This is a genomic window from Sphingobacterium sp. UDSM-2020 (assembly GCF_016132525.1).
GTDB lineage: Bacteria > Bacteroidota > Bacteroidia > Sphingobacteriales > Sphingobacteriaceae > Sphingobacterium > Sphingobacterium anhuiense.
In genome coordinates, this window is record NZ_CP066166.1 from 43184 (window position 1) to 62286 (window position 19103).

Here is a 19103-nt window from a genome sequence, read left to right on the forward strand (position 1 = left end):
CTAGAGTAATTAAAAATTACTTGGTAAATAACTACTTCAATTAATTTTCTTACATTAGAGTAATTTAACCAATTAACCGATGAAGTACTTACTCTTAGTGGTCAGTTTGTGTGTACAAGTGGCTGTGGCACAAAAGAAGCCAACCGTTCATTATATCGTAAAAAAAAACAGCAATTACAACCGAAATGCTGATGAAAAAACCTATTATATAGCATTAATAAAACTAAAGAAGGTAGCCAGCCAAAGTGATCTTATGGAATTGCGCGTAACTGGTTTTGAAAGTAAAAATGGAGACCGTATATTTTCTACTGAAGACCTGAACAAAGGGGAAAATTTCTTGACTTCGACAGCCGCGATCTCCGACATCTATGGTTTGACAAAACCTTTGCAATTTACAGTCAATAAGGGAGTAGTAAGCATAGATACGCTGAAATGGAAGGATGAGATAAGACAGCAACTTACTGCATGGGAAATTAAAGATGATATTGCTGAAAATGCCTTAACCAATACATTTTCAGAATACGGTAACCTGCTGCAATCTCTCTATTTTGCGGCATTATCATCATCAGATGAAAATGCATTGAAGAAATCTGATATCACAAAAAATGGTCTACTATACCATATGGTAAAACAGAATAAGTCTGAAATTGCCGTCAACTATTCGCAAAGCGACAGCTCTTCAACAACGGAAGGAAGTACCAGCTTTGATCCTAAAACCCACCTTGTACGAGATGAAAATCGAATAGTTAACTATTCATTTTTAGATGCGAATGGCAAAAAGATAAACGGCCACTCTTCCAGTTCAATAGAACGGGCTAATAAATATACGGGACAGGTTAATGATAATGATTATTATGATATGCTGATAAAAGGTAGTTATTGGAGTAAGGCAATAAATACAAATGATAAAACAGATAGTATTAAATTACAACGGTATATAGAGCTCTACGAAGCGAAATATGCAGGCAACCGAGATTACGTTAAAAATAAATTGGGGCATTTACAAAATTTGCAGTATAAACAGTACGCGAATGCATTATCATCTATATCTCCACAGTTGCTAGCAGGTTCTTATCATCTCAGCAATAAGGTGACATCGGACAATATCTCGGACGATCATTTTAAAGAAATTATACCGCTACTGAATGATAAGCAACTCTTCGAATATTTACAACAATCGCTAAGTCAATACATCATCTCTCTTGACAGACCCGCTCTGCAAAAGCTAGAACTTATTGCCAATCATTTTGACGAAAGAGAACGAGTTGCGGCAAGACCAATGTATCTATGGGCAAAGGCAATGCAGACACAGGATTTAGATAGCCTTAAACAAATCCAAAATGAAGTGCTCGATATGGATAATGATTACTGGAATCAGGGAAATGCCAGTCGTTATGCACTTTTGATTCAGAAGATCCTTTCTGAACATGGTAGATATGATGCACAGACGATGCAAATAATAATCGATAAAATTACAGCTCTGTATGAAGACGAGGCAAATAAGAAACGTTTCCTACAAAAAGCTCATTTAGCTTATGCATATTATCTGGCGTATGAAAAGACACCAGTAGACCAAGAAGATCAGGCGCTCCTGTTTTTGGAAAAAGCGGCCTATTATTCTCCAAAAAATTCTGCTGAAAAGGAATATGGAACTTTTTATGACCGCGTCTTTTTAAAATCAAAAGAAAACTACAGTGACGATTATATGGTGTTATTAAGTAAGAGGGGGAAAAAGGATGCGGCTCTACAAAACTATATACAAGAGTTTTTGAATAATCCTGCGAGTAGTTTTAAAAGCTTATCATCTTTTTATCGAGAAAATTATGCTGAGAGCAGTTTCAATGATTTTTTCAAGAAAGAGATTATTTCAAAACTTGCAGATGCACCGTCCTTTTTGCTAAAAGATATGCAGGATAAAGAATTTTCATCCGCGCAATTGGCTGGAAAATGGACCGTCGTCGATTTTTGGGGCACCTGGTGTGGTCCTTGTGTTGCTGAAATGCCAAAACTAAACAAGTATTACCTGGAACTAAAGCAGGATAAAATGAGCAAAATTAATTTTATGAGCATTGCCTGTAGTGATACAAAAGAAAAAGTGCAACGCTTTTTAACGAACAATAATTATGAAATACCGGTACTGATGTCCGATTCTAAAGTAGAACAAAATTATAAAGTCCGTGGATATCCAAGCAAATACATCCTTACACCAGAAGGGAAACTGATTCCTACAGAATTTGGATTCGACTGGGAAAGTTTAGTCTTGGAATTAAGTAAGCTATAAACAGATGAAATAGGCTTATAGTTGTCATATTTAAAATGGCTATATACTTTAACACCCCTATTTCTTATTGTTGCTTTCAATTCTAACGGACAAGTTAAAACTAAGTGTAACTACGTGGTGTTTTTACCAATAGGTCTTGGTTTATAAACTAATTAATATTAGTAGTAATGGTATCAAAACACGCAATATAAAATGAGAATCCCAACAATTCACGGAATAATTGAAAGACGAATATTAGTAAACTATGTTGCTGAGCCGGAGTTTGTCGAGAAAATTTTACCAAAACCTTTTCGGCCAAAGCTTTATAAAGGAAAAGCAATAGTTGGCATTTGCCTGATAAGGCTTAAAAACATCAAACCAAAAGGACTTCCGAATTTCATCGGCGTAAATTCTGAAAACGGAGCTCATAGAATTGCTGTTGAATGGGATGAAAATGGTAAAACTAAAGAAGGTGTTTATATTCCAAGGCGTGATACATCTTTAAAACTAAACGCACTTGTTGGAGGAAAAATATTTCCAGGAAAGCATTATTTAGCAAACTTTAATGTGAAAGAGCAAAACAATCATTTTCACATTGACTTTGTGAGTTCTGATCATACAATAATTGAGATTGACGCAAAATTGAACCATAAGCTAAACGATAACTCCATATTTGAAACTATAGAAAATGTTTCAGCATTTTTTGAGAACGGATCTGTTGGCTACTCCCCTAATGGAAAAAATTTTGACGGTCTAAAACTTGAAACGTATAAATGGGAAGTTAAACCGCTTGAAGTAGCAAATGTAAAATCAAGTTTTTTCGAAAATAAAGACATCTTTCCAACGGGTTCAATACAATTTGACAACGCTTTATTGATGGAAAACATTGAACACGAATGGAAATCATTGAAAACTATCAACCAATGTTGCTAACACTTATTAAGAGATTAAAAATATTCTTGATTTACAAGCTTTTAAAAAGCGTGATACTTTGATCAAATTTTGTTTATATTAAATCAATCTCGAATAGATAATAATGAATACACCCATTCATAGCGATACTTAACACTTACGTGATCTTATCTTCTAAAATTACTTGATATATCAAGTAAATAATTATATTTGTTTGATATATCAAGTAAATATGAAATTCGAAACTCCAACTAGCACCGTATTATACTCCATTGAAGAAACTATAAAAGCTTATCGTAGATTATGTCAACAGAATATATCCAGTATAGTTCCAACAATTACTGTGGACCAAGCTTTGATTCTAATTATCATTGACAGAGAGGATAAAAGTCAATCTGAAATTGCCGATTTAGTTTTTAAGGATTATGCATCAATGACCCGAATAATTAAGTTGATGATAAACAAAAACTATCTAACAAAGACTATTGACGATGCTGACAAACGAAAATCGGAGTTAAAAATCACACCTAGTGGTAAAGAAATCATTGAAAAACTAAATCCTGTTATAAAGAAAAATAGAGAGATTGCATTAAACTCATTGTCAGAACAAGAATTAAAACAATTATTTGAAATATTAAACAAAATTACCCAAAACTGTAAAACATCTATGAAATGAAAAAATGTATCCAACTATTAGTTGTCACCATTATATTTTCTTGTACGAATAATAAAACCGCTTTTTCGCAAGACACTATAGCAAGGGAGATTGTTAGCTATCTGGATTCTTTAGACGGTTTTAGCGGTGCTGTTTTAATAGCGAAAGATGATCATGTTTTATTGCAGATATCTTATGGGTTTGCTCATTTGGGACACAAAGTCAAAAATCATACGGACACAAAGTTTTCTTATGCTTCCATAGGGAAATCATTCACAGCAGTTGCTATATTTCAATTAATCCAAGCTGGAAAATTATCCTTAGATGATCCTATTGGAAAATTTCTCCCAAACTATCCAAATAAGGTAGCACGAGATTCCATCACAATTAGATTATTACTCATGCACAGAAGTGGGCTGGCTGATTATTTTTATTCGGATAAGTTTTTGAATTCTTCTAAAGTAAAATTTAGAACAATAGAAAGCCTTAGCGATTTATATGAAAATGAACCGTTGGAATTTAAGCCGAATGAGCAATTCTCTTACAGGAATACAAACTATATTGTGCTCGGTAGAATTATAGAAACTGTGAGTAAAATGCCTTATGAAGATTATATTAAAAAGCATATTTTCGCTAAAGCAAACATGCAAAATACGGGCAATTTTGATATTGACCATATTATAGAAAATGAAGCAGAAAACTATACACTCTCGGATGTTTATCCAAACCAATTACAAAAAACATTTTTTATGAGTGCTGTCAAGGGTAGTTCTGCGGGAGGAGGCTATACCACCATAAATGATCTGTATAAATTTGCATTGGCATTTAAAAATAATAAGCTCTTAAATGCTAAGTATACAGATTTTATGAAAAAGGAATCTGAAAATGGTTGGTATGGATACGGAATGCAGTTTGCAGGAGCAAAAGGATCTGGAATATACGGCCACAGTGGCGGACATTTTGGTGTTGGTGCTGAATGGCGGATATTTGACAAACAAAATTATACTGTAATTCTACTTACGAATAAAGACCTGGATCAAGGATTTTTAGATGCTCGTTTTTTTATTGAAAAAACAATTGCTGGTTCAACACCAAAGCTAGATACTTATTTTTACACCAAAAAAGTGATCAACACTTGTTTGGATAAGGGTCTTGATGAAGCTAAAATTCTTATAAAAGAATCAAGATTAGAACTATCTGAAGCAGACCTGAATGCCAAAGGGTACGAGATGATTAAAAGAGGTTTATATAAAAAAGCAATAGACGTATTCACACTCGAAATTTTATCTTTTCCGAAATCGTATGAAGCTTACGATTCTTTAGGAGAAGCTTATATGATGGACGGTAATCTTAAAAAAGCTATTGAAAATTATAAAAAAAGTTTAGCATTAAACACGGAAAACACGAATGCAAAGGAAAAGTTAAAAGAATTGATAAAGTAAAATACAACGTAATACTCCAACTTCTGCAAGCTGTAAAATTAACAGCAGTTAATTACTTTATCATAAATAATTCTTCTTGATGAAATGATAGAGCCCTTCGGGGCTCTATATAAATAAAGCCGAAACATTTACGCAACCAATTGATTTCTTTCTGTAAGTATCTCTAAAAAATATTTTACTTAATGAGCTAAAATTAGAGGAAGAACTTTGCGCTAAGTTAAGCCTCCTACATTTCTTTGCAATATCCCTGATTCGAGGGGTAATCTAGGTGAGCCATTCTCTGTAATTTTGTAGAAAACATCTCTGATTTTCCTATCCAAACTTAAGTAGATGATAAAAAATACTTTCATTACGATTGTGTTAACAGCGAGACCTGCAGCTGCACAAAGTAACGCAAAAAGAAAGTGAAAATCAGAAAGAATACTATTTTTAGACAAATAGCACTATGATATGAATAGATTTAATGACATTGATCCCACGATCATCCAAAAGGGAATCGCTTTCGCTAAACAAAAAATAGAAGCTGATTACAGCGACAAATTTGTTTATGCACTTCCAGATTGGGCGATGCTAACTGGCAATCCAGAACCGATTGCTGTAGTTCCGGTTCACGGAAATGAAGGCATTTTGGTTACTAAGCAACGTGTGGATTTTGAAGTAGATTTTAGTGACGAACGCTCAATCGTTTTCTACACTAACTATCTGAACAGTCAAATGAACACGCACTTACCCCTTTTGGGTTATGTATTGTTTTACAAGAATGTATTAATGGTACAAAAAGATCCAAGTTATGCGTTAGCATTAAGTGACTTCGAGTCGGCCGAAATCATCCGTTATAACAGTAATAATATAAGCACAGATTTTTCTTTTATTACCTTTAACAAAGATTTGGAATTAGTGGTTTATACTTCAGATTTGCAAAATTAATCCTGCCATGAAAGGCATACTTTTCAGGAAAGTTATCAGGCAACACAAAAACTTTCAAAATTAAATGCTAACATGAAACTGGAAATGGTGCTTTGAAAGTGCATACATGTGGCTTCAATCGGCTATATTTTAAAACGGATTATCATTTTTTAATCTATCACCTTTCGGGTAATATTTTCTTTCTTACGAAAGTTATTAAGACAGGTAAATCAATTTGTTTTTGCACAAAATAAAGCGTCCGTTATATAACGGACGCTTTATTTAAATTTATTGACGGATAAAACGGGCGACTAAACCACCCCCCGATATAAAATCGTGTTTAATGTTACTTTTAGATGTCACCACTGATGTTTTGATTATGATTTTCTTGGCATCATCTGTATTATCCTGAATGAGTTCCATTTTGTATTTGCCTTTGGGCAAAAAGTCAAGTGAAAAAGTTTCTGATCTGACTCCCTCACCATGCAGCACGCTGAGGTACCAGAGATCATCTTTTCTTCTTGCAAATGCCGCTAATTCTCCAATAGTACTCTGCGGCAAAACAATTGTTTTGTCCCACTCCACAGGAACACTTTCAATAAAACTCCGCGCTGGAGAAGATTGCAGATCTTCAATATCTGCTGCAAACATCAAAAATGGTGAAGTCATGATATACATGGAAGCCAGCTGATGCGCATAGCTCGTTCCTCCTGGCCAAAAGGCTCTAAAATTGAGCAGGGTATAATCTGCAGGCCCTGCTAACCAACGTGTAAAAGGAATAACGGTATTGTGATATGGCCACGGTGGTCCTGGAGCCCATGAATTTTCTCCGCCAACGGTTTCTAAACCCCTTACTGCTTCTTTTGCTAGAAGATTGGGATAGGTTCTCGAATCTCCAGTCGGTTTATTCACGCCGTGGAAAATGACCATCAGTTTTTCTTTTGCTGCATCTATCAAGATGTCTTCCATTAGATTAACGGTGTATTCATTTTCCGTGTGGAAAAAATCGATCTTTAGGCCTTTGACCCCTATTTCTGCACATTTCCTCATAAATGCACGACGTTCTGAGGGTAAATTTAGGCCGATGTCACTACCATTGCCATAACGCGGTGCTACGGGTCTCCACACCCAGATATCTATTCCTTTTGCTGTAGCATAGTCTGTGACTTCCTGCAACAGCTGCCATTTGTTTTTAGTGCTTCCTTTCTCTGATCCCCATTTTTCCCATCCATCGTCTATAACCAGCGATTTAATATTCAAAGCAGGGGAATCGTCAATATATTTTTTATGAGTCTCCACACTTAGCCGTTCCTCTCCCCCTTCCCGTAACCAGGTGAAAATGGAACGGCTTGGATGGATCCACTCGGTCTCCATGCCTTTAGGAAAAAGCTTTGGATCTGGTTTATCGGCAACATTGCTGACCATATCATTATTAACTAGGCCGTTCAGATCCGAACTGATGGTCAGCACACGCCATGGAGATACGATTTCATTCGAATCGGTATTTGGTTTTGCGATCCAGGGAAGTCCGGTCACTTTCTCATGCCAGTATTGACTGGACGGTAGTCCGATCTTAGCTCCAGTAACCACATGTCCTTTGTTTTCCACAAAACCAAACTTGACCTGATTGGCTTTTGTTCCGAACAGGACAGCTCCATGAAAATTGAACAGATTGCTCTCTGTAATGGAGGCATAAACGCCATTGGGCAATAAGAAAGTAGGTGGCGGTGCCAATAGCTCACCTTCGATCTTTGCTAGATCACGGTGCTGATACTGTTGCAACCAATCATACTGAAAGGGTCCGCTGGAATACCATACTTTTGTACCCTGTGGAAATTGGAAGGTTGTTTTGTCATCATAGATAGCACGGGATTCTTTTGCTTCAAGGCGGTATCTGATCGCTATACCGTTTGGGTAAACGCGGGTATCTAAATAGAAAACCTGACCGGTTGGATTATGCTTCAGCTCGAAAGTCTTACCGATATAATGATCGCGATTGAATTCGTGATTGCCACGACTCTTATAAGTTTCGTCATGTTGCGTATCTTTAACATTTAATATGGTAACATCGCTCGCTAAGTTTTGGTTATCTACCACCATACCTAAGGGAGAAGCCAAAATAGCTGGCTGACCTTTGTATTCAACAGCATAACGAATATCATCTTTTAAGATATCTACATTTAGTCTGAGTACTCCTGCTGCAATTTCTTTTTCATCTAAAATCGATTGTGGTGAGCTTAATGTGTAATTTTGTGCATGTAAACAGCCGTATAGAAATGTACTGCTGAAAAGCAGGCCTACGGCCTTAATGGTTGTATTGGTCATATGTACGATTTTGTTTTTTTTCGGAGTTACATAAATTTTGGACTTCATCCATATACCTTCAGATTCCTGTTATAGCTGACCTTATATCGCGTATCCACCAGAAAATAAGCACTCGAGTTCTCCACTTTCATTTTAACACTCCGAATCCAGAGCTGAAAGAAAAAACCCTTTCAGAATTTTTCATAAATTGAGAGTAATCGTTGACTCCCCCACTTACTTTCAACAATGAAACCAACTCCTGATCTTTGTATTTTTTTATCAAACTTAATTTCAGATTCCACATCGAAAACAGTTAACTGCGTAATACATTCTTCCTTAATAAAGGATAAAGATTTATAAATCAGATTATATACCCATAAGATGTACATACGAATATCTAATTGGTAACTATACAGTATTTAAGCAATATTGTAGTACAATAATATTGTAAATCTATATAATATTATAAGTCAATATTGCTACATGTACATGCTATATTACCATAAAAAACCTTTAAATTATGAACCATCAAATAGGTATCATTATTATGATAGAGTTGAGATAGAAAAAATCTTTATTACTGCTTTTATATTCAATGACCACTATGGCACATACCCAAGATATATGTTCATTTAGCTTCCGTTTTTTACTGAAATGAGTTTGTTTGCCTAATACAATATCTGTGATACATATATTGTATTCTTTTAAAAATCTGGCATTAGGATGTGAATGAAGTCTATAGAAAAATTGGAATATTCACTTTTGATAGTCCAAATTCCTTCGTTTAAGAATGGACTTCAGGAGAAGAAAAAGAGTCGGGTCAACTTTTAATTATAATTGCTTAAATATAAGCACTAGGGCTATCTGAACTAAAAATAGAGACTGAAATTTGGAGAGTGAAAAACGAAAGTCCAACCGAGACAAGGCCCCTTTTTACTCTTCTAACCTTTTAGTAAGATACTCCAGGTTTTCGGTTATCCTTTCAATATCCCAATCCCGCCATTGCAAGTCTAAAAGCTCTTGTACTTTCTTCTGTGAGAATCTCATTTTAATGAGTTTTGCAGGATTCCCCCCCCTACAATCGAATAGGGCTCCACATCACGTGTGACGGTAGAATTTGCAGCTATAATAGCACCATCACCTATTTTTATACCGGGTAAAACTGTTATATAATTAATAAAGATCTTTATCAGAAAATTTAATATCTTGTATTTTGGGTAAAGGTCTTATTAAAACTCTTTTTTTTCGAACCGCCAGCGGTTTAGTAGATCCTAACTTTTCATCAGATTCGGTTCTAATACCTGTAATCAAATCAAATTTAGTTTCTGTGAATATCGTATTTTCATCAATATAACCTTTGGTAGCACTGTATATAAGCTTATCGACATAAATCAATTCAAAATTCCCTTTCTTATATTTGAAGTGGTAGGTAATATTTCCACCTTTAATTTCGCTCCACATTTTTAATATTCCATTTTCTATAAAGAAACTAGGAATTTGATAGCCATTAAACTTGCCTTGGTTTTCGGTGGGATACTGCGGTTCGATAATTTTATCTGAGGATGCCGTCAAAGCTAGCTTTCCGCTAGGTTGAGATAAGAAAATTTGCAATCTTAACGGCCTGGTTTCATCTATAGTATCCATTTTTACAGTTACTCTATCGATTTTACCATCGTGATTTAAGTCCCCCTTTTCTTCTCTTACCTCGTAAGTATACTTGTTTTTATTTTTAATACTTTGGGAGAATACATGCGTCGGGACTAAAATTAAAATGAAAATAAAAGAGCGGTAAAAATATTTATTGATGTTATTCATTTTATTTGGTTGATGAAGTGATAAGTATCGCAACTTGTATGATTACCTATTTTATTTATTTTTTTATATGCCTGACGTCGTTTGTGCGTATTAATCAAAACTGAAATTTCCCTGATTATGCTAAAAGGGCATTGTTACAACTCTAGCTTTATAGATCCCCTTTTCTATCTTAAACAATACAACATACCCTCCCGCTCCATCACCATTGAGAGTAGTGATGTATAAAGTATCATTTAGATTGTCATAGTAACATCCTGCAAACTCATTATTTACATTAAATAAGTTCTCAATTTCCTTTTTTGGGATCTGGATAATTCTTCCTTTTATCGTAGCTGTTATGGATGTATAATGGCTTGCAGGAACTGTACCATCTGTGCCCCAGACCTGTTGCCCTATGAATTTGTCTTCAACGATATAATCCTCATATTTTGTCGATGAAAAGTATCTTTTATTTTTTTTGTAATCAAATTTTTCTGACTTAATTTCCACAGAAACATCTTTCGATATAAATTTTGCAATGCTATCATTAAAGGATTTAATTGGGATCTTTTCATAGGATTCGATTAGTTTAATCCTAGATTGGTGTACATATCCAGTAATATTCTCATTTTGACGATCGGTATAGTCAACAATAACCCAATCTCGCAGTTTTTCATCGGGAAATGCATACACAATCTCCTCTGTATTGATTTTTGAAACGATGTCGCTCGTAATTGTCGCTTGCTTCCTCACATTTACATAGCCATCTTTATCAATAATTTTTGCAAATTGTGCGTAGGTAAAATGGCTTAATGTAAGCAAAAGTAATGTAAGTAGATATTTTTGATTCATTTGAAATAAAGTTATTAATTATAACATCTTAACCTGGCTTCGAAAAAGAATTTGATTTTTTGCAAAATCGTATATTTTCCCAAACCAGATCAACGGTCTCGTGTGTATACAAGATCTTTAAAATGCCAAGTTGCTCAATTGATTATTTCAGAGGCATAACTTTGTCCTATAAAATTAATATAATTAAACTAGTTTTTGACAAGAGGATTATATGTTATCACTTATTAAATAACCTTATGCTTACTTGCTCAATTTAGAAAATAGCATTTCGAATATCTCATTTTGATTATTATCAAAAACCTTAACCCTTACGTCAGAACCTAGTTTGAAAATATTCCAATTTCAAAAGTATTGCTCGAGAGAAATATTTAAAATCAATATAAGTCGTAATTATAAAAAGTTCCATGATCAATATTAGTTAAACAATATGAATTAAAAAATTGGAAAAACTATTATCTTAGACAGATAATCCAATATGTGTTTAAATGAAAACTCTGCTTTTATCTGCTTTTTTATTTTAAGTAGCCATTGCTCAAAAAAACAAAATTGTGAATATTGAATTTACAGTTTTTGAGATCAACAATAAGCAGGGCAATGATAAACCGTATTGGATCGATGTTATGGACGCTATTTTAAATTGGTCATTAAAAATTTAGAAAACATCCATGCAGAATCTTTATAAAAGATGAAAAATACATTTCAATACAAATCATGTTAATGTTGGCTTTGCACAGTTCTTTTACTGACCAATTGGATGAAATCTCTACTAAAGCATTTAATTTTGCTACAGGTAAATTAAAACAGTGCTACTTGCCCCTTCTTCAAATCAGTAAGAACAATAATATATTACCAAACAAAATACCCTTATGTCCCAAACAAACCCAGTGATCTACTTTGAAATTCCAGTCCATGATCTAAATCGTGCGGAGAAATTTTACACTGCAGTATTCAATTTTAAATTCGAAAAAGAAATCATCGATGGTTATGAAATGTCCCTTTTCCCTTTTGAGGAAGCTAGTGGTGGTATTTCTGGAGCGCTGGCTAAAGGTGATGCCTATACACCTACCAAACAGGGTGTTATTATTTATTTTAAGACGCAAGATATGGATGCAACACTTGAAAAAGTTATTTCGGAAGGTGGAAAAATATTATATCCAAAAACTATAAATGATTTACTTGGTTTTATTGTTGCTGAGTTTGAAGATAGCGAGGGGAATAGAATTGCTTTACACCAAACGAACAAGTAAAAAAAGGAGCCATATTACAGTTTGGCTCCCTTTCTATTTATTGTTTAGCTCTTACAGCTGTTCTATCTGTTGATCAACTAAATACAGCAAAGAGGCAATAGCCGCTACTCCTGATTGCAGTTCTCGTTTATCGACGGCTTCAAAGACATCTTTTGCCGTATGGTGCAGATCAAAATAACGATGCGGATCTGGTCTAAAGTTGAACATTACGGTATTTGGAAAATGCTGTCCCCAGACTCCTGAATCTACTCCCGGACTTCCCTGTAAAAAACGTGATACCCAGAATTTCTGTTCAAATAAAGGCTTCCAATGTTGTTGCATCCACACAACCCTTTCGGCAGATGCTTTAATGTCAAAACCCCTAGGTGCAAATCCACCAGCATCACTTTCTATTGCGGCAACAATCTGTTCCCGCTTATCTTTAGCGACCTGTCCATAGGTTGATGCACCATGCACTCCATTTTCCTCGTTCATATAAAATACTAAACGGATGGTGTGCTTAGGCTTATATCCTAATGCCATCAAAGTACGTATTGCATCTAAAGTCCCCATAGTACCGGTTCCATTATCGTGTGCCCCTTCTCCTACATCCCAAGAATCAATATGTCCACCGATCGTGATAATCTTATCAGGAAATTCTGCACCTTTCCATTCTGCAATAACGTTGTGTGTCTGCACCATTCCTTTCCAAGCGGAATGCTGTTCCAGATAAACTTTTGTGTGAGGATTGGTTTTTAATGCTTCGCTCAACTTAATGGCTGAAGTCGCAGATATTGCCATAGCAGGAATACTATCGATTCCTTTGACATAACCTGTTCCTCCTGTATGGGGATAGTCATCAGTTGTGGATGATGATAAAGATCGAAACAAGTAAGCTACTGCTCCTAATTTAGCAGCCTCAGCTGGACCGCGGCTTCGTTGACTTGAGTTGAGTCCATATGCAACACCAGTTTCTACGATAGACTCGTCCCATGGTTTATTGACGAAAACAATTTTTCCACGTACCTGGTCACCAAATTTCTTCAGATCACTTAACAATTGGACTTCAATAACCTCGGCTGTTATCCCTTTGGATGGAGTGGCTACGGAACCTCCTAACGCGAGGATATTTAGAGACTCCTTTGAACCTACTATGTAGGCTTTTTCTTTTGGACCGCGATCCCAATAAGGGAGTTTTACATCCTGTAGGTATACCTTGTCGAAATCAAGTTTTTCCATCAGGCTTTTGGACCAGACTACAGCTTTATCAGCCGCAGGTGATCCGGCAATACGATGGCCGATCTGTTTTGTGAGGTAGTGCAAATTGTCGTAAGCCTGTCCTTGATAGAAAGATTCATGATAGATTTTATCTAACATCATGGAATCCTGCTGTGCAAAAACTGCAGTGGTAAAGGTGGAAATAGAAAGTAAGGTTAGTAATGCTGTTCGTTTCATTCGTTTATTTTGTATTCAATGGAATAAACATAGTTATTTTTTTTAGGATACGGGTATTTCTTTTCCTTTGGTGTTCAATTTTATAGATTAACATTTCCTTAATGACAACTTTACATCTTGATAGCATTGATTGGATAGCTTTGTCTACCATAAAATGGATTGCGATTGCAAATCCTGAAACGATCTGCCAAATACATGTACTGCTATGGATAACTTTCTAATTACAGATACCTCAAAACAACCTATTGCTATCGACATGCATAAGTTTGCACAGTTGTATGAAACATATGCAAATGCGGTATACGCTAATATTCTGCGTTTGGTTAAGCGACCTGAATGTGCTGAAGATTTATTGCAAGAGGTATTTACTGCACTTTGGCAAAATAGACTAAAGCTGGTGGATGATAAATCAATTCCTGGGTGGCTATTTGTGGTGAGCTATAATAAATCCATTACTTTCCTTAAGAAAAAGGTGAAAGAAGCTATTGAAAGTGTGGATACTTACGATCAATACCTACAACTTGAAAATGAAGATGTGATTGATGAAGATCTGTATGAACAGCAAATCAGGATGATCCATCAGGCGGTTGAAAAATTACCGAAAAAGAAACGGGAGGTTTTTAAACTTTGTCGATTTGAAGGGAGATCTGCGGATGAGGTCGCAAAAATAATGGGGATAAGCAGTCATTCTGTTAAAGATTATCTGAAACAGTCTAACCGTGCAATCAAAGATTATATCCAAAATGAGGCTCCATATACTGCACTGGGACTATTGGTGATCTTTTATACCGAGCATCTTTAGAATTTACATAATCTTAATCATTTGTTAATCCAAAATTTCATCCCCTAAACCATCATTGCTAGTATTTATACCAACGATATGAATACGAAGCAACTTATACAGAAATTTTGGTCCGGTTATGCTTCTCCAAAGGAGAAACAGCAATTACTCAACCAACTCGAAATAACAGATCATGAACTCAAAGCAGAACTGCAAGAGGAATTTGATCAGCCAACTCTTTTATCGGAGAGACTAAGCCCAGAACAAAAAAAGAAAGTTTATGACCGTCTCATCACGACTATCGGAGACCAGTCTGCTCGTAAAAAACAATCGTTATCCCGTATTATTGTCAAAATAGCGGCAAGTTTATTTCTCGTTGCAGGTGGAGTCTCGATTATTTGGAAAAATCAACAGGATTTTGTTCATACTTCGGTCACAGTACTACCCCTTCAAAAGCGGATTGTGAGCAGCACCAGTGTATTTGTGAGACATATATTGCCAGATGGTACAAGCGTCACTTTATCTCCTCATAGTTCCCTGACTTATAACCCTCAGTTTACGGATACCTCCCGTATGCTTTCTCTAACCGGAAAAGGAAAGTTTGATGTTACAAAAGATAAACACCGACCTTTTACGGTTATCTCAAATGGAATAGCAACTACTGCTCTGGGTACAGTCTTTATCATTGATGGGCAAAATAATAAAGAGACCAATATTCATCTGGTAGAAGGATCTATCCGAGTAGCCCCTACAGCCCAAAGTTTGCACAGATTTCATGAAACGGTATTGCGTGCCGGCGAACAGATCGTCATCAATAATATGACCCAGCTATTGGAATGGAAAATCTCAAAAAAAGCGAAAAGTCCTATCAAGAATACGGATCCTATTCCGCAGCGTAGCGTTGCTGTATCGTTAGCAGCAACTTCTTCAAGCCTGAATTTTGAAAAAGAAAATCTAAAAACGGTATTTGCTTCAATCGCAAAAGCAAAGCAGGTTGCAATTATATATGACGGTGTGAACGTCAATCAACTGACCTTTACCGGTGCTTTTGAGGTATCTGAAAGCATCGAAAATATCCTACATATTTTATGTGGTCTAAACGAGCTTGAATATAGAAAAGAGCAATCTACTTACTATGTGAGCAGAAAGGCTGAATCTTCCAATTAATGAGCTGATCCACTGAAATTTCCTTGGATAGACAAAGTATAATTAATGTATTACGTGAAATCATATTGACTAATTTTTTAAAATAAACATGAAAATTAACGAACACCTAAAAAAACGAGCATTGATTTTCGCACTGGGGAGCATTGTGCTTACATCTCCGCTGTACGGGCAACAAAAAGGTCGTGTAAAAGGAACTGTCGTCAGCCAAACAGGTTCGCTCCTGTCTGGCGTAACTGTTACGGTCACCGATTCTCTGAACAAAGTGATCACCAATACCGCCACAGATGCTAAGGGACTATTTCTATTTGAATCCCTTGAAGCTGGTAAATCGTATAACATTCGATTTTCAATCGTCGGTTATGGAAACAAAGAGGAAAATAATTTTATTGTTAAACCTGCGGACAATAACTCCATTTTGATCCGAATGGAAGAAGGTTCTTCTCAACTGGACGAGGTTGTTGTTGTGGGTTACGGTACACAAAAAAAAGCTAATCTTACTGGAGCTGTCGATATGGTCGGCAAAGAAGTGTTTGAAGGACGCATGGCTGCTAATGCAACGCAAATGCTACAAGGTGCTGTTCCAAATTTAAATATCAATCTGGCCGATGGCAAACCGAGTCGTTCAGCGAGTTTTAACATACGCGGCACGACTTCCATTGGTCAGGGTGGAGCTGCTCTTGTTCTGATTGATGGTGTGGAAGGTGATCCTGCAAATTTAAACCCGGATGACATTGAGTCTGTATCTGTTTTAAAAGATGCTTCATCGGCTGCGATATATGGATCGAGGGGTACTTTTGGCGTAGTACTTATCAGTACAAAAAAAGCAAAACAGGGTCGCACTTCTGTCAATTATTCGGGTTCCCTGGCAAGCCAGAAGCCGACCGCAACGCCTCAATTTGTAACGGACGGCTATAGCTATGCATCCCATTTTTCGGAGGCTTACAATTCCTGGAATAATTATTCATCAATTCCGAGTAAGATGAACAAGACACAACCTTTTTCACTGGCCTGGCTGGAAGAATTTAAAAGACGCAATGATGCCGGTATTCAGGAACAGGTGACTGTCGATGGTAATGGAAATTACGTGTATTATGGCAATGAAGATTATTATAAAGCTTTGATCAAGGATAATACGATGGCTCAGAACCATAATATCGCGATCAATGGATCTTCTGGAAAAACAGATTTTTACCTTTCGGGAAGATACTATGGCTACGATGGTCTATATCGCTATAATACCGATAAATTTAGAAGTCTTAATTTAAGAGCAAAGGGAGGCATACAGGTGACCAACTGGTTACGTATCGCTAATAATTTAGACTATTCGGCCAAAAAGTACCATATCCCGATGACTGTTGGTGAAGGAGGAAATATTCTGCGTAACATCGCCGATGAAGGGCATCCCACCTCTCCTATCTTCAATCCTGATGGAACGCTTTCATATTCTGCGGCATATTCTGTGGGAGATTTTATCATGAGTAAAAATGGTAAAGATACCGATGATGGTCTATTGCGTAATACTACAAGTTTTGAAACTAAATTTTTCAACAACACGTTCAGAGTAAAGGGAGATTTCACTTTTATGAATAAGGATGATGTGGCAACAAGAATACGTATTCCTATTCCTTATAGTATAAAGGAAGGTGAAATCCTTCAGCTGGCAACCCAGTATAATGATATATCAAAGTATGTGCTTCAAGAACGTAACTTATTTACAAATATCTATGCGGAGTATGAGAATACGTTTAAACAGAATCACTACTTTAAAGGGTTAATTGGGTATAACTATGAGCAAAAGGTAAGAGAAAGTGTTGATGTTTCTAAAAATGGACTATTAACCAATGATGTCAGCAATATTAATCTTGCTCTTGGCGATGCCATTACTGCTTCTGGTAATTATGAAAAATACCGGATCGCAGGATTATTTTTTAGAGCTAACTATGCTTACAAAGACCGCTATCTGTTTGAAGTGAACGGTCGTTATGATGGCTCTTCCAAATTCCCAATAGGTTCGCAATGGGCGTTCTTTCCATCTGCTTCTTTGGGCTGGAGAGCATCGCAGGAAGATTTTTGGTCTGTAAATCCTGAAATTATCTCAGATTTGAAATTTCGAGGCTCCTATGGCTCTTTAGGGAATGGTAATATTAAATCCTATTCCTTTTTACAGATTTATAACATCAGTACTTCTGACCGTATCATAAACGGTGAACGGCCACGCTATACGCAACAACCGGTAGTACTGCCCGATCAGCTGACCTGGGAAAACGCGACCACTGCCAATTTCGGTGTGGATATGAGTTTCTTAAATGGTAAACTGCAATTGGTAGCCGATATGTATACACGTAAAACAACTGATATGTTTACTGTAGGCATGACATTGCCGGATATATTTGGTGCTACATCTCCTAAAGGAAACTATGCTGATATGACCACAAATGGTTATGAACTTACACTTTCTTACAACAATCGATTTGATGTGGCGGGTAAATCATTGCGCTATAGTATTAGAGGAACCTTAGCTGACTATAAATCTAAAATCGATAAATACAATAATCTAACGGGTACGTTAGGCGATTACTATGCCGGTCAAACAGTCGGTGAAATCTGGGGATACGAAACTCAAGGTCTGTTCCAATCGCAAGCGGAGATTGACAATGCCGCAAAGCAGATTTTAATCAAATCGTCTAGTGCTGGTATTGTGTATCCAGGCGATGTCCGTTTTGCAGATCTAAACGGTGACGGGAAGATCGATTACGGCACCAATACATTAGACAATCATGGTGATAAAAAAATCATCGGCAATAAGGATCCCCGGTATATCTATGGATTTAACTTTAATGCGGACTGGAACGGCATATCATTGTCCACATTTTTTCAGGGAGTAGGCCGTCAAAACTGGTATCCAAGCAATGAATCAATTTTCTGGGGACAATATAATAGACCGTACAATAATCTGCCGGAATGGCACTTAAATAACTACTGGACTGAGGATAACAAAGGTGCTTACCTACCGCGCTACGCTGGCTATAACCAGTCTATCAAAGAAACGCCTCAAACACGTTACTTACAAAATGTGGGTTACATTAGACTGAAAAATATTCAAGTTGGATATAGTCTTCCTAAATCTATCGTATCACGATGGGGCTTTCAGGATATAAAAGCTTCGCTATCGGGTGAAAACCTATGGAGCTGGTCACCGTTCTATAAGCATACACGCGATCTGGATGTAAGCAATATCGGTTCATCCGACCCGGATATCAGCGACAGCAATGCTGGTGATGGCTTCAACTATCCGACCATGAAATCAATCAGCTTAGGTATATCAGTCACTTTTTAACATTTATGATTA

At 36.3% G+C, this 19103-nt stretch carries 13 protein-coding genes and 1 pseudogene; 9 read left to right on the forward strand and 5 right to left on the reverse strand.

Features of this window, described 5'->3' with window-relative positions:
- Positions 1–79 precede the first annotated feature (79 nt).
- The 5 genes from JAZ75_RS00280 (at position 80) to JAZ75_RS00300 (ending at position 6196) form a co-directional block, all read left to right on the forward strand.
- Positions 80–2281, forward strand: coding sequence for a TlpA family protein disulfide reductase (locus JAZ75_RS00280; protein ID WP_208699598.1), 2202 nt, complete (start codon positions 80–82; stop codon positions 2279–2281).
- 192 nt (positions 2282–2473) lie between these two features.
- Positions 2474–3193: a DUF2071 domain-containing protein gene (locus JAZ75_RS00285; RefSeq protein ID WP_208699600.1), complete on the forward strand. Its 720-nt coding sequence runs from the start codon at positions 2474–2476 to the stop codon at positions 3191–3193.
- Positions 3194–3404: 211 nt separating this feature from the next.
- Positions 3405–3848, forward strand: a complete 444-nt coding sequence (locus tag JAZ75_RS00290; RefSeq protein WP_183912440.1) for a MarR family winged helix-turn-helix transcriptional regulator — start codon at positions 3405–3407, stop codon at positions 3846–3848.
- Complete coding sequence (locus JAZ75_RS00295; protein WP_208699602.1) at positions 3845–5269, forward strand: serine hydrolase; 1425 nt, start codon at positions 3845–3847, stop codon at positions 5267–5269. The genes JAZ75_RS00290 and JAZ75_RS00295 overlap by 4 nt, the downstream gene beginning before the upstream one ends.
- A gap of 450 nt (positions 5270–5719) precedes the next feature.
- On the forward strand, positions 5720–6196 hold the full coding sequence (locus JAZ75_RS00300; protein ID WP_208699604.1) for a hypothetical protein: 477 nt from the start codon (positions 5720–5722) through the stop codon (positions 6194–6196).
- Between the two features lie 267 nt (positions 6197–6463).
- Here the strand turns inward: JAZ75_RS00300 and JAZ75_RS00305 are convergent, their stop codons facing one another.
- From JAZ75_RS00305 to JAZ75_RS00320, 4 genes and pseudogenes are all read right to left on the reverse strand, one after another.
- Positions 6464–8500, reverse strand: coding sequence for a glycoside hydrolase family 97 protein (locus JAZ75_RS00305; RefSeq protein WP_208699606.1), 2037 nt, complete (start codon positions 8498–8500; stop codon positions 6464–6466).
- A 912-nt stretch (positions 8501–9412) separates the two neighbouring features.
- A pseudogene (locus tag JAZ75_RS26160) lies at positions 9413–9642 on the reverse strand (acetyltransferase); the annotation flags it as partial.
- A gap of 10 nt (positions 9643–9652) precedes the next feature.
- Entirely contained in the window at positions 9653–10294 is a 642-nt protein-coding gene (locus JAZ75_RS00315) for a hypothetical protein (protein ID WP_208699608.1), read from the reverse strand.
- Between the two features lie 120 nt (positions 10295–10414).
- Positions 10415–11125 carry a hypothetical protein gene (locus JAZ75_RS00320; protein ID WP_208699610.1) on the reverse strand — a complete coding sequence of 237 codons (711 nt, stop codon included), beginning with the start codon at positions 11123–11125 and terminating at the stop codon, positions 10415–10417.
- An 866-nt stretch (positions 11126–11991) separates the two neighbouring features.
- Here JAZ75_RS00320 and JAZ75_RS00325 point away from each other — a divergent pair.
- A complete protein-coding gene (locus JAZ75_RS00325) occupies positions 11992–12372 on the forward strand; it encodes a VOC family protein (protein ID WP_208699611.1) in 381 nt (126 codons plus the stop codon).
- Positions 12373–12423: 51 nt separating this feature from the next.
- On the opposite strand, the gene JAZ75_RS00330 is transcribed toward JAZ75_RS00325, so the two are convergent.
- The gene (locus JAZ75_RS00330) at positions 12424–13806 is read right to left on the reverse strand and encodes a M20/M25/M40 family metallo-hydrolase (protein WP_132773598.1); all 1383 of its coding nucleotides are present in this window, start codon (positions 13804–13806) and stop codon (positions 12424–12426) included.
- A 205-nt stretch (positions 13807–14011) separates the two neighbouring features.
- Between JAZ75_RS00330 and JAZ75_RS00335 the strand changes: the two genes are divergently transcribed.
- From JAZ75_RS00335 to JAZ75_RS00345, 3 genes are all read left to right on the forward strand, one after another.
- Positions 14012–14608: an RNA polymerase sigma factor gene (locus JAZ75_RS00335; protein ID WP_208699613.1), complete on the forward strand. Its 597-nt coding sequence runs from the start codon at positions 14012–14014 to the stop codon at positions 14606–14608.
- 78 nt (positions 14609–14686) lie between these two features.
- A complete protein-coding gene (locus JAZ75_RS00340; RefSeq protein ID WP_208699614.1) occupies positions 14687–15754 on the forward strand; it encodes a FecR family protein in 1068 nt (355 codons plus the stop codon).
- Positions 15755–15842: 88 nt separating this feature from the next.
- Complete coding sequence (locus tag JAZ75_RS00345) at positions 15843–19091, forward strand: SusC/RagA family TonB-linked outer membrane protein (RefSeq protein ID WP_208699616.1); 3249 nt, start codon at positions 15843–15845, stop codon at positions 19089–19091.
- The last annotated feature ends 12 nt before the right edge of the window (positions 19092–19103 follow it).

Bases quoted from the DNA above. Each gene is read 5' to 3' on its own strand.
- JAZ75_RS00280 (WP_208699598.1), top strand. From the start codon at position 80: ATGAAGTACTTACTCTTAGTGGTCAGTTTGTGTGTACAAGTGGCTGTG.
- JAZ75_RS00285 (WP_208699600.1), top strand. From the start codon at position 2,474: ATGAGAATCCCAACAATTCACGGAATAATTGAAAGACGAATATTAGTA.
- JAZ75_RS00290 (WP_183912440.1), top strand. From the start codon at position 3,405: ATGAAATTCGAAACTCCAACTAGCACCGTATTATACTCCATTGAAGAA.
- JAZ75_RS00295 (WP_208699602.1), top strand. From the start codon at position 3,845: ATGAAAAAATGTATCCAACTATTAGTTGTCACCATTATATTTTCTTGT.
- JAZ75_RS00300 (WP_208699604.1), top strand. From the start codon at position 5,720: ATGAATAGATTTAATGACATTGATCCCACGATCATCCAAAAGGGAATC.
- JAZ75_RS00305 (WP_208699606.1), bottom strand. From the start codon at position 8,500: ATGACCAATACAACCATTAAGGCCGTAGGCCTGCTTTTCAGCAGTACA.
- JAZ75_RS00315 (WP_208699608.1), bottom strand. From the start codon at position 10,294: ATGAATAACATCAATAAATATTTTTACCGCTCTTTTATTTTCATTTTA.
- JAZ75_RS00320 (WP_208699610.1), bottom strand. From the start codon at position 11,125: ATGAATCAAAAATATCTACTTACATTACTTTTGCTTACATTAAGCCAT.
- JAZ75_RS00325 (WP_208699611.1), top strand. From the start codon at position 11,992: ATGTCCCAAACAAACCCAGTGATCTACTTTGAAATTCCAGTCCATGAT.
- JAZ75_RS00330 (WP_132773598.1), bottom strand. From the start codon at position 13,806: ATGAAACGAACAGCATTACTAACCTTACTTTCTATTTCCACCTTTACC.
- JAZ75_RS00335 (WP_208699613.1), top strand. From the start codon at position 14,012: ATGGATAACTTTCTAATTACAGATACCTCAAAACAACCTATTGCTATC.
- JAZ75_RS00340 (WP_208699614.1), top strand. From the start codon at position 14,687: ATGAATACGAAGCAACTTATACAGAAATTTTGGTCCGGTTATGCTTCT.
- JAZ75_RS00345 (WP_208699616.1), top strand. From the start codon at position 15,843: ATGAAAATTAACGAACACCTAAAAAAACGAGCATTGATTTTCGCACTG.